6 protein-coding genes are annotated in these 12,184 nt (G+C 70.1%); 1 reads left to right on the forward strand and 5 read right to left on the reverse strand.

Annotated elements, in window-relative coordinates:
• Window positions 1-485: 485 nt before the first annotated feature.
• Window positions 486-2,621: an ATP-dependent DNA helicase UvrD2 gene (locus tag ACSUZC_RS16755; protein WP_439029628.1), complete on the reverse strand. Its 2,136-nt coding sequence runs from the start codon at window positions 2,619-2,621 to the stop codon at window positions 486-488.
• Window positions 2,622-2,740: 119 nt separating this feature from the next.
• On the opposite strand from ACSUZC_RS16755, the gene ACSUZC_RS16760 reads away from it, so the two are divergent.
• Window positions 2,741-3,025, forward strand: coding sequence for a mycoredoxin (locus ACSUZC_RS16760; protein WP_439029629.1), 285 nt, complete (start codon window positions 2,741-2,743; stop codon window positions 3,023-3,025).
• Window positions 3,026-3,166: 141 nt separating this feature from the next.
• Here the strand turns inward: ACSUZC_RS16760 and nudC are convergent, their stop codons facing one another.
• The 4 genes from nudC to ACSUZC_RS16780 all read right to left on the reverse strand — a co-directional run bounded on the left by nudC (window position 3,167) and on the right by ACSUZC_RS16780 (window position 12,087).
• Window positions 3,167-4,105 carry an NAD(+) diphosphatase gene (nudC, locus tag ACSUZC_RS16765; protein ID WP_439029630.1) on the reverse strand — a complete coding sequence of 313 codons (939 nt, stop codon included), beginning with the start codon at window positions 4,103-4,105 and terminating at the stop codon, window positions 3,167-3,169.
• 37 nt (window positions 4,106-4,142) lie between these two features.
• Complete coding sequence (locus tag ACSUZC_RS16770; RefSeq protein ID WP_439029631.1) at window positions 4,143-5,213, reverse strand: potassium channel family protein; 1,071 nt, start codon at window positions 5,211-5,213, stop codon at window positions 4,143-4,145.
• A gap of 66 nt (window positions 5,214-5,279) precedes the next feature.
• Window positions 5,280-8,693: an ATP-dependent helicase gene (locus ACSUZC_RS16775; protein ID WP_439029632.1), complete on the reverse strand. Its 3,414-nt coding sequence runs from the start codon at window positions 8,691-8,693 to the stop codon at window positions 5,280-5,282.
• On the reverse strand, window positions 8,686-12,087 hold the full coding sequence (locus ACSUZC_RS16780) for an ATP-dependent helicase (protein WP_439029633.1): 3,402 nt from the start codon (window positions 12,085-12,087) through the stop codon (window positions 8,686-8,688). The genes ACSUZC_RS16775 and ACSUZC_RS16780 overlap by 8 nt, the downstream gene beginning before the upstream one ends.
• Window positions 12,088-12,184: the final 97 nt, after the last annotated feature.

The following is a 12,184-nucleotide window of genomic DNA, read 5'->3' on the forward strand; positions in this document are numbered from 1 at the left end:
GACCCCCCGGATCGGGGTGTGAACGGAAGACAGAAAGAGGGCCACGGGTTTCGCCTGCGCGATTCGCCCGTGGCCCGAATTGTCTCGGAGGTCTAGCTCCGAGAACTTCGGAACAGAACGGGGAATCGCTGCGGCGCTGGTGCTACTGCTGCTGCTTTCGGCGGTGCGATGCGCGCTGCACGCGTCGCTGCCGCCAGATGCAGAGCCTCCGCACGGAAGGCGACCGGGTGTTCGACGGTCGCGCTTGCGCGGCCGGCCGACATCCAGGAGCGGTTGCGACGGGCATGCACGACGGCAGCCTGATCAGGCTTGGCCGCAGGCAGGCAGATGCCGGCCTGGCGCACGATGATTCCGTTCACAGATTCGCTCCCTTCTGGTCTCGGTGGCTTCCGATGAGCTGTGGACGGGCGGCGTGACGGACGCACACCACCCATTCCCCGTACTGACGGGAATCAGACTAAACGGTGGGCCAGAAACTGCACAACCTATTTTTGACCTGCAGTTTTGACGAGCCCGAGGATGTCTTCGCCGTACTCGTCGACCTTCTTGGCGCCGATCCCCGAGATCGACACCAGCGCAGCGGTATCGGTGGGCCGCTGCTCGGCGATGGCGATCAGCGTCTTGTCCGAGAACACGACGAACGCGGGCACCTTCTTCTCGGCCGCGCGACCGCGTCGCCACTCCTTGAGTGCCACGAGCAGCCCTTCGTCGAGATCGGACGGGCATCCCGCACACCTACCGAGCAGCGTCGCCGTCGAATCCATCAGTCGCGAACCGCACACCCGACACGTCGGACCGCGGCGCGGCGTGCGCTCTTTCGCGATCGGTGACGCCGGGGAGTCGTCGGGAACGAGTTCGGACAGGAAACGCGAACGGCGACGGGCCCGGCCGCCTTCGTTGCGGGCCAGCGCCCACGACAGGTGGAGGTGGACGCGCGCTCGGGTCACACCCACGTAGAACAGTCGGCGTTCTTCCTCGACGTCCTCCCAGGACCCCTTGATGGCCTGGCTGATCGGCAACGACCCGTCGGTCAGACCCACCAGGAACACCGCATCCCACTCCAGTCCCTTGGCCGCGTGCAGCGACGAAAGAGTGACGCCCTGCACGGTCGGTGGGTGACGGGCCTCCGCGCGCGACGCCAGTTCGGCGGACAACTCCGGCAGGGTCAGCTCGGCGTTCTCGGCGACCATGTCCTCGGTCAGTTGCACCAGTGCCTTCAGTGACTCCCAGCGGCCGCGCGCCTGGGCGCCCGAGGGCTCCTCCTCGGTGAGTCCGAGCTCGCCGAGCACGGCGCGGACCACGTCGAGGGTCTCGACGTCCGGCTTGACCTCACGGCCGGCCACCGCGGCGAGCTGTCGCATGGCCTGGCGCACCTCGGTCCGCGCGAAGAACGCCTCACCGCCGCGCACCTGATAAGGGATACCGGCCTGTGTCAGTGCCTGCTCGTAGTTCTCCGACTGGGCGTTCACCCGGTACAGGATCGCGATCTCCGACGGGGCGACACCCGACCTGATCAGGTGTTTGATCTCGATGGCGATCGACGTGGCGGCGGCGGGCTCGTCGTCGTACTCGGCGAACTGCGGGGCCGGGCCGGGCGGGCGCTGACCGACGAGCCGGAGCCGGGTACCCGCGATCCGGCCGCGCGCGGCGCCGATCACCCGGTTGGCGAGGTCGACGACCTCCGGAGTCGATCGGTAGTCGCGTTCGAGCCGGACGACCGTCGCCTCCGGGAACCGGCGACTGAAGTCGAGCAGATAGTTCGGTGAGGCACCGGTGAAGGTGTAGATCGTCTGGTTGGCGTCGCCCACGACGGTGAGGTCGTCGCGCTCGCCGAGCCACGCGTCGAGCAGACCCTGCTGCACCGGCGTCACGTCCTGGTATTCGTCGACGACGAAACACCGGTAGCGCGAACGGAATTCGTCGGCGGCGCCCGGTTCGATCGTCAGGATCTGGGTCATGTAGATCAGCATGTCGTCGAAGTCGAGGAGACGATCCCCGTCGGGCGAGACCTTCGAATCCTCGTAGTGGCCGTACACGGCGGCCACCTTCGACGGAGGTGCCGGGGATTCGCGGCCGAGGCGCCCGACGGCCTCGACGTAGTTCTCCGGCGAGATCAGCGACGCCTTCGCCCATTCGATCTCCGACGACAGATCCCGCAGCGTGTCCGTCGCGGTGTCGAGACCGGAACGCCGTGCGGCACGCGAGATCAGCGGGAACTTGTTGTCGAGCAGCTCCCACCGCGCATCGCCGAACGCCCGGGGCCAGAAGTAGCGGAGCTGCCGCATCGCGGCGGCGTGGAAGGTCTGCGCGACGACATTTCCGCCGGCCCCGGCACCACCGGCGCCCAGACTGCGCAGTCGGGTGCGCATCTCCCCCGCGGCGCGCGCGGTGAACGTGACCGCGAGGACCTGCCCCGGGTTCACCTGCCCCGTGTCGATGAGATGCGCGATACGCCTCGTGATGGTGCGGGTCTTACCCGTACCCGCGCCCGCCAGCACACAGACCGGGCCGCGCGGCGCGAGAACGGCCGCGCTCTGCTCGGGATCGAGACCCGCCACCGTCGTCGCACGCTCGAGGATCTCGGGTTTCGAGGCAGAAGTCGGGTGGGGCACGGCGTCCACTATGTCACCAACCACCGACGCCGCCCGACGGGCGATCCCGAGGTGCCGGCCACATCCGGCGCCCCCGGCGACGACCCGTCGGCGGGAACACCGACCCCGGCCGTGGTGTTATGGGAGCCATGAGCAACGTGATCGACAACGACGCAGGCGCCCGCACCTCCGACTCCGGCGAGCTGACGATGTACACGACGTCGTGGTGCGGTTTCTGCGCCCGCCTCAAGCGCGGACTGAAGAGCAGCGGGATCAGCTGGCAGGAGATCGACATCGAACTCAACCCCGACGCCGCGGAGTTCGTGGGCAGCGTCAACGGCGGCAACCATGTGGTGCCGACCGTGCTCTACGCCGACGGGACGACCGCCACCAATCCCTCGGTGGCCGACGTGAAGGCCAAGCTGGGCGTCTGAGTCCGGCCGGGAGCCTCTCGCCGAGCCACCTCTTGCCCAAGCCCCTTCTCGCCGAGCCCTGACGGCTCATCGCCATTGCTCCTCACACGCCCCGGGACCATCGGGCCGGGTCCGGTGCGCCCGGGGTCCGGTGCGCTCGGATCAGGAAGCGGGAGTGTCCGCGGCCGCCCACGCCTCGATCATCGACCGGGCGATGGAGATCGATCCGGGCAGCCGTAGTCGTGGTGCGTCGGGCTCGGTGGGTGCGTCGACCCGGGACCATCCGTCACCGCGGGACAGCGCATCACGCACCTCGTCGCGATGAAACCACTGGGCATCGCCGATCTCGCCGTCGAGGAACGCGAGTTCGTCGGCGGGGTCGCCGATCGCCGCGAAGCCGACCATCAGCGATCGCGGGAACGGCCACGGTTGACTGCCCAGGTATCTGGGTTCACGCACGACGATGCCGACCTCTTCGTGCACCTCACGCAGAACACACTGCTCCAGGGACTCCCCCGGTTCGACGAAACCGGCCAGCGTCGAGTACCAGCCGTCGGGCCACACCGCCTGTCGGCCCAGGAGTATCCGGTCGGCGCCGTCGTGGACGACGGTGATGATCGCCGGATCCGTTCGGGGGAACTCGTCGCGTCCGGAGTCGACGCTGCGCCGCACCCACCCGCCGCGCGCGGGTTGGGTGGGCGACCCGTCGACGGGTGAATGCCGGGCCGTCTCATGCCAGTTCAGGATCCCGAGGGCGGTGGCGAGCAGGCCGGCCTCGTCGGCGGACAACCGGGTGGCACCGCGGCGGGCATCGTCGGTGGGGCCGTCGATGTGGTCCACCCGCCGTGTCCACAGATGAGCGCCCGCGGGATCGGAGCCGAGGATGACCGCGTCGGCCGGGGGTGCGTCGGCGACCGTCGGGGCCGCGACCCAGTGCAGCGCACCGGAGCCGGTGACCGGGTACCGGCCCGTCGCATCGATCAGCAACACCTTCGCCGTCGGCCATCCGTCGGCCATCCGCGGGGCATCGTCACGGATCGCGTCCGCGCGATCAAACACCGCACGCGACAGCAGGGGCGGTTCGGGAAGGTCGAAATGCACTGTGGCGATTGCCTTTCGGGCTGGTTGTCGAGTGCGGTCAGTCGTCGTTCGGACTCTTGCGGACGTACAGCAGACGGTCGCCCACCTCGATCTGTTCCACCTTGCTGTCGTCCACTCGATGCAGCACCCCGTTGCGCACCACGCCGAGCACGATGTCGCGCGTGTGGGACGGCGATCCCCCGGTCTCGGTGGGATCGACCTCGCGTTCGGCGATCGCGTAACCGGCGTCCGGGGTGAGGAGATCCTCGATCACCTCGACCACCGACGGGGTCATCGTCGCGATGCCGAGCAGGCGGCCCGCAGTCTCCGAGGACACGACCACCGAGTTGGCGCCGGACTGTCTCATCAGGTGCGTGTTCTCCGACTCGCGGATGGACGCGACGATCTTGGCACGCGGGTTGAGTTCGCGGGCCGTGAGTGTGGCGAGGACCGCCGTGTCGTCACGGCTGGTGGCCACCACGATGCTCGAGGCGTGGGCCACGCCGGCGAGTCGCAGCACGTCGGACTTCGTGGCGTCGCCGCGCACCGTGACCAGTCCGTCGGATGCGGCGGCTTCGAGCACCGTGGCGTCGGCGTCGACGACGACGATGTCGGCGGGCTTGATGCCGTCACCGCGCATCGCGTCGACGGCGGTGCGGCCCTTGGTGCCGTAGCCGATGACCACGGTGTGATTGCGCACGGTATTCCTCCAACGCTGGATCTTGAGCGCCTGCCGGGACCGTTCGGTGAGCACCTCGAGAGTGGTACCGATCAGCACGATCAGGAACAGCACGCGTAACGGCGTGATGATGACGAGGTTGATGAAGCGGGCGAACGGGGTGATCGGCGTGATGTCGCCGTAACCGGTCGTGGACAGAGTCACCGCCGAGTAGTACAGCGCGTCCAGATACGACAGCTCGTTGTCCTGGGCGTCGCGATACCCGGCGCGATCCAGCCAGACCACGACGGAGGTGAACAGCAGTGCGGTGCATGCCCAGAAGACGCGTCTGCCGATCGCCCGGCTCGGACTCTGCTGGAGTTCGGGGATGCGGACGACGCCGACCAACGCGTGGTCGGGTCGGTTGGCCAGCTCTGTTCCGCCGAAACGTCGGCGCAGGCGGCTAGCCACCGGCGCGCTCGCGCTCGTCGAGTTCGCTCACACGCTGAAATGTAACCCACCGCACCGGGAAGTCGTCTACTTGGCCAGTTTCGCCGCCAGTGTGGCCTCGTCGGGCAACTCGTCGGCCTGGAGGGTGTGACCGTCGCGCACGTAGTGGAAGGCCGCACGGACCTTCTCCACGTCGACGCCGGCGAGTTGTGCCCACGCGATCCGATACGCGGCCAGCTGGATGAACAACGACTCGCGCCGGGCGGGTTCGGGGACGACGCCGGTCTTCCAGTCCACGACCGTCCATCCACCGTCCTTCTCGGCGAAGACCGCATCGATCCGCCCGCGCACCACGATGCCGCCGATGACCGTCTCGAACGGCACCTCGACCTCGGTGGGGCTGCGGTTGGCCCACGGCGAGTCGAGGAACGCCTGCCGTAACGCGTCGAGGTCGGCGTCCGGGCTCGCGGTGGCGTCGGCGGCACCGGGCAGTTCGTCGATGTCGAGCAGTCGCGTCGCGCCGAACCAGCGCTCCACCCAGGCGTGGAAGGCGGTGCCCCGCCTCGCCATCGGGTTGGGCCGGAACGGGGTCGGACGGCGGAGGCGCCGGGCGAACTCCGCCTCGTCGGCGTCGAGTTCGACGAGCTGACTGACCGACAGGTGTGTCGGCAGGGTGACCTCCACGAGCGCCTGGTTCGCCTGATGATGCTCGGCGAGCAGCGCCGAGACCTCGGCCTCCCACATGCCGATCTCGTCGGCGGGGTCGGGCGGTGGCGAAACCTGCTCGCCGGGTTCGGCCGCGGGGGTGGCGAACAGTGTCGGCGCATCCCGGGTCGCGATGGCGGCCAGGACGACGTCGGCCGCCTGTTGCACGGAGTCTCGGCGACCGGCGAGCGGGTCCCGTGGCCACGGAGCCGCGATTGCGCGTTCTGCCAACGGATTCGGCGTGTCGGGGTCCGGCGGCGGACAGCGGACCGCGACCGACATCCCGGTGGAGTCGATACTCGGATCGGCGACCGCCTCGTCGATCCCCACCATCAGCTCGTCGAAGAAATCCGAACCGCCGCGGGGCTTGTCGCCGGTCTCCGACCAGTGGTGGGCGGAGATCAGCAGATCGTGACGCGCGCGGGTGAGCGCGACATAGAGGAGTCGACGGTCTTCCTCGAGGCGTCGCTCGCCGATCGCGGCCTTGTGGTCGGCGAGCGCCTCCTCGAGTTGCTTGCGGTCACCGACGGTGTCGATCTCGAGCACCGGGAAACCTTCGGGCGCGCCGTCGGCCGCTTCGGCCGGAATCGCCAGATCGCCACGCAGATCGGCGGGCAGTTCGCGGGCGCTGCCGAGCCATGTGGTGTCGGCCTTGGCGCTCGGGAAGATCCCCTTCGCCAGATGCGGGATGGCGACCATGTCCCATTCGAGTCCCTTGGCGGCGTGCACGGTGAGGATCTGCACGCGCTGTTCGGCCACCTCGATGCGTCCCGGTTCGAGCCCTTTCTCGATGCTCTCGGCGGCGTCCAGAAAGGCCAGCAGGCCGGGCAGATTGGCGCCCGGCCGATCGGCGTAGTGGCTGACGTAGTCGGCGAAGGCGTCGAGGTGTTCGCGCCCGGTGATGGCGCCGCGCATCCGGCGGGCTCGGATCTGCGCCTCGACGCCGACCCCGATCGTGTTCTCCACGTCGGCGACGAGTTCGGGCAGCGGCTGGCCGATGCGCCGCCGGAGCGCCTCCAGCTGGGCACCGAAGGCGCGGATCCGGGCATATCCCTCCGGGCTGTAGCCCGACGGCTCACCGGGATCGACGACGGCGTCGGCGATGCCGGCCCGATCGACGATCTCGGTGGGGAGCACCGCGTCGAGAGCGGCATCGAGTTCCTCGCGGCTGGTGACGACGCCGCCGGCCTCGGCGAAACTCTCCGCGGCCAGTGTGGTGGCCCGGCGCCACAGCGCGGCAAGGTCTTTCGCGCCGAGACGCCAGCGCGCGCCGGTGAGCAGGCGCATCACCGCGGTTCCGGCCATCGGGTCGGCCATCACGCGCAGTGTCGCGACGATGTCCTCGATCTCGGGTACGTGCAGCAGGCCACCGATGCCGACGACCTCCGTCGGGATGCCGCGGCTCTCCAGTTCGGCGGCCAGCGGTGCCGAGTCCTCGTTGCGGCGCACCAGGATCGCCGTGGTCGGCGGCGGCTCGTCGGCCGCTTCGGCCGCTCGGTAGCGGCCTTCGATCGCGTCGGCGATCCAGTTGCGTTCGTCGACGACGGTCTCGGTCAGCGCGATCGTGGCGGTCCCGTGCGGCGCATCGGGCCGGGGCCTCAGCACGCTGACCGGGATTCCGCGGCGGCGGAGATCTTCCGAGACCTGGTTGGCGAGTCGGAGACCCTGCGCCGCGTTACGCCAACTGGTGAGCAGCTCCAGGCGCCGGGCTGGTGTGCCGTCGGGTCGCGGGAAGTCGCGAGCGAAACGGGGCAGGTTGGCGGCCGACGCACCCCGCCATCCGTAGATGGACTGGATCGGGTCGCCGACGGCGGTGACCGCGACCGCGGCGCGTCCGGCGTCGTGACCGCCGAAGAGCGTGGAGAGCAGGACTCGCTGGGAATGCCCGGTGTCCTGGTACTCGTCGAGCAGGACGGCACGGAATGCTGACCGCTCGGCGGTCACCACCTCCGGGTTGGACACGACCAGCCGCGCGGCGAGGGACATCTGGCTGCCGAAGTCGAGTGCGGATTGCGCCCGCATCGTCTCGCCGAGCGCGATGACCATCGGGATGAGTTCTCGCCGTTCGTCGATCACCTCCTTGACCTTCAGCAGCGCCTGGGTGGGTTTGTCACGTTGTTTGGGGCCCTTGGGCAGGGTGTCGACGAGGTCGTAGAGTTCCGTACCCGCGCGGGCGAGGTCGGCGATGTCGACGAGGTGTTCGGACATCTCGCCGTAGAGCTTGAGTACGGACTCGGTGACGCTGGCGGGCACCTTCTTGGTGTTCAGCTCGCCCGGCCATGCCGAGACGAGCGAGAACGCAAGCTGCCACAGTTCGGTCTCGGTCAGCAGCGTCGACGACGGTTCGACGGGCAGGAGCAGACCATAGTCGGCGATGAGGCGGCCCGCGTAGGCGTGATAGGTGCTCACCTCGGGGTCGGCGCCGCGGAGGCGTGCCGAGAGTGTTCCGTCGGGGTCCCACGTCCGCAGGGCGGAGGCGCCGGACAGCATCGACAGCCGGCGACGAATCCGGGCGCCGAGTTCGCTGGCCGCCTTACGGGTGAAGGTGAGACCGAGGATCTCGTCGGGTGCGACGAGCTGATTGGCGACCAGCCACACCACCCGGGAGGCCATCGTCTCGGTCTTGCCCGCCCCGGCGCCTGCGACCACCAGCATCGGCTCGAGGGGCGCCTCGATCACCGCGATCTGCTCAGGGGTCGGGTCGGGCAGCCCCAGGGCGGCGGCCAGGGACTTCGCCCCGATCATCGCCCTGCCGGTCATCGATCCCGCCTCGTGTCCGTGTTCCGCGTCAGTCATCGGTCACCGCCTTCCCGGGTATCTGCGCGGGACAGCTCGTGGTGAGGTTGCAGTGCACACACCCCGGGTTCGGCGTGGCCTCGTACACCGGACCGACACTCGCTCGTGCCGCCTGGCGGACCACACCGATCCACTGGTCGAGCAACTCGGGCGTCAGCGGCGGCTGGACCCGTTCGGCCGCACCGGAATTGCGGTTCGCACTGGAGACGTACACGAGTCGGGCACCACCCGGTGCGGCGTCACCGAACTGCGGTACACCACCGTGCGCGAGCGCGACCTGGTAAGCCGCCATCTGCGCGTGTTCGTCGGCATCGGCCTTGGTGATGGGGTTCTTCGAGGTCTTGACGTCGACGACCACCGGCCGACCCGAGGAGTCGGCCTCCAGCCGATCCATCCGGCCGCGCAGACGGACCGGCGGTTCGTCGGACTCACCGCTGGGACCCGCGGGAATGGTTGCGTCGACGGGTATCTCGACACCCACCTCCTCGAGGTCGGCACGCGAGATCCGCAGCCAGTCGCGGAAGTGGCCGAGCATGCTTTCGGCGCGCTCGAGCTCACGGGCGGAGTACCAGCCCGCGCCCGTGTCGACGCGTTCCCAGATACCGCGCAGTGCAGCCGTCACCTCCGCCGGATCCAGCTGGCCCGCGACCGCCTGTACGAGGGTGTGCACGAGGCTCCCGGTCAGTGCCGGGGTGCCGTCACCGTCGCGGCCACCGTTTCGTTCGAGCACCCAGCGCAACGAACAGCGGGTCAGTGCTTCGACATTCGACGGCGAGAGCACCACCGCCCCCTTGTCCGGCGTCCACAACGGTTCCTCGGTGCTGGGCGCGGCGAGCCCGAACCAGTCGCGCGGGTGCGCGCCGGGGATGTCGGAGTCGGCGAGTTCGGCCAGGAGCCGCGCCGCCGCGCGCGTCCGCGGGGCATCGGGTTCGGCGGCGCCCATGATCACCGCCGACCGCAGGGTCGCCACGAGCGACGGCAACGAGAGCACCCGGTCCACACCGGGGTCGAGGCGGACCTCCGCGCGGGCCTGCTCCTCGGGATCGTCGGAGGGGCCCACCAGGTCGGCGAGTTCGGTGATGAACCGCGACGGCGACGCGTCGCCGCTGCCGTCCTCGACCGCGGTCACGAGCAACCGGCTGCGCGCTCTCGTGCAGGCGACCAGGAAGAGTCGGCGCTCGTCGGCGAGTGCGGTCGCGCCACGTGCGACGGTGTCGACGGCGTCGGCATCCATGCCGTCGAGGAGGTCGACGAGTTGTCCGGTGGCGAGGACGCCGCCGCGGCTGCGCAGCGACGGCCAGAGGCCGTCCTGGACGCCGGCGACGGCGACGACCTCCCACTCCCGACCGACCGCGGCGTGGGCCGAGAGCACCGTCACCGCTTCCGTTGCGGCCGTTTGTGTTCGACTGTCGCGGGGGATCTGCAGCTGGGACAGATAGTGCACGAACCCCGCGGGTCCCGCAGCGGGCAACGTGTCGGCGAAGTCCGCGGCCGACTCGAACATCGCCATGACCGCGTCGAGATCGCGGTCGGCCTGTTCACCGCCCGGTCCCCCGCGGACGGCCGACGCCGCCCATCTCCGCTCCAGTCCGGTTGCCTGCCAGGCAGCCCAGAGCGTCTCTTCGAGGCCGCGGCGGGCGTCGTGTGCGCGCTGCGCGGCGCCCAGGACGTCGAGGACGCGACCCAGGGGCGCCGCCTCGGTCTCGGTGAGGGTCCGCCGGTAGCGCGCGCCGAGCTCCGGATCGAGGATCGCCCGGGTGAGCGAGGTCAGCGAATCCGGTTGCCCGCCGGGATCGGTCGCATCGTCGAGCCGGCGGACCCCGCGCCGGAGCCGCCGCATCGAACCCGGGTCGGCCCCGCCGACGGGACCCGACAGCAGCGTGAGGGTGTCCTCCGGCGTGAACAGATCGGTGTCCGGCTCGGTTGCGGGATCGGAGCCGGCGCGTGCGGCGACCGCGCGCAGCACCAGCATGAGCGCGATGACGGCTCGCTGCCGATGCAGCGGCAGGTCACTGGCTGGCGTCGTCACCGGCACGCCCGCGGAGCGGAACGCGCGACGCAGTGGCGGCAGAGCCAGGGACACCGATCGGACGATCACCGCCATCTCCGACCACGGCACGGCGTCGAAGAGATGGGCCCGGCGGAGCATGTCGGCGATCGCGGTCGCCTCCTTGGCCGCCGACCCGTAGACACGGACCGAGGCCGCGTCCCCAGACGGGACATCGTCCGGGGTGCCGCCGGACGGTGGGTTCGCCGGCTCGGGATAAGAGTGCGGGCGCGCGCCCGGGAGGCGGGCCGCAATGGCCCGGCCGAGCCGCGACAGTTCGGGTCGGGAACGGAAGTCGTTCTCCAACACTATGTCTCGTGGCGAACCCGACTCGGCCAGGCCGTCGGCGAAACGTGGGCTCGCACCTCGGAAACCGAACACGGATTGATCGGTGTCGGCGGCGATGATCGTCGACAGCGTGCCGGTGCCCACCAGGGTGATCAGCGAGGCAGCCTGCGGATCGAGATGTTGGGCGTCGTCGACGAGGAGGTGCCGGATTCGGCGGCGTTCACCGCTGAGCAGCTCTGGATCGGTGGCGAAGGCCGACAGTGCCGATCCGATGAGTTCGGCCGCGTCGACCGCGGGCGCCGATGCACCGGGGGTCTCCAGACCGACTGCGCCACGAAGCAGCATGTTCTGCTCGTACTGGGCGTACGCTCGCGCCGCCGCAGACCACTCCGGGCGCTTGTGCGTGCGCCCCAGTGCGGCGAGTTCTTCCGGGCCGACGCCGCGTTCGGCTGCCCGCATCATCAGGTCGCGCAGGGCCTGCGCGAAGCCGTCGGTACCCAGGGCGGGCCGCAGGTGTGCGGGCCAGTACCCGGCACCGTCCTCGATGTCGCCGGCGAGCAGTTCACGAAGGACCACGTCTTGCTCAGACCCGGTGATCAGTCGCGGCGGCGGGTTGCCATGGGCCTGCGCCTGCAACCGCAGGATCGCGAAGGCGTAGGAGTGGATCGTGCGGACGAGGGGTTCGCGGAGGGCACCGCCGAGGACGCGTCGGCCCCCGGAACCCGCCGACAGCACACGACGGGTGATCTCCTCCCGGAGCGCGACGGCCGCGCGTCGGCTCGACGCCAGGACGAGCACCGACTCGGGATCGGTCGCCGGGTCGACGAGCCGCGCGACCGCCGCGTCGACGATGAGGGCGGTCTTGCCGCTCCCCGGCCCGCCGTGCACGCGGATCGGCTGCCACGCCTGCTCCTCACCCGCGGGCCGACTGGTCGGCGGGTCGATCACCGCCGCGAGCTCCGGCGGCCAGTGGCGGGGGCGATCGGCGGCGGTGGGTGCCGAGACGAGCCGAGTACGCAGCGCGCTGCGCGGCGCCTGCGCGCCCGTGATGCGACTCATCGTCCCATCGAATCACGGGGCCCCGACAGAGTCGGCCCGGGTCACCGACAGAGTCGGCCCGGGTCACCGACAGAGTCGGCCCGGGTCACCGACAGAG

This window comes from Gordonia terrae, from assembly GCF_051789125.1.
GTDB classification, from domain to species: Bacteria; Actinomycetota; Actinomycetes; order Mycobacteriales; family Mycobacteriaceae; genus Gordonia; species Gordonia terrae_A.

What these genes read in the sequence shown, in the direction of transcription:
- ACSUZC_RS16780 (WP_439029633.1), bottom strand. Translation starts at nt 12,087, where the DNA reads ATGAGTCGCATCACGGGCGCGCAGGCGCCGCGCAGCGCGCTGCGTACT.
- ACSUZC_RS16760 (WP_439029629.1), top strand. Translation starts at nt 2,741, where the DNA reads ATGAGCAACGTGATCGACAACGACGCAGGCGCCCGCACCTCCGACTCC.
- ACSUZC_RS16775 (WP_439029632.1), bottom strand. Translation starts at nt 8,693, where the DNA reads ATGACTGACGCGGAACACGGACACGAGGCGGGATCGATGACCGGCAGG.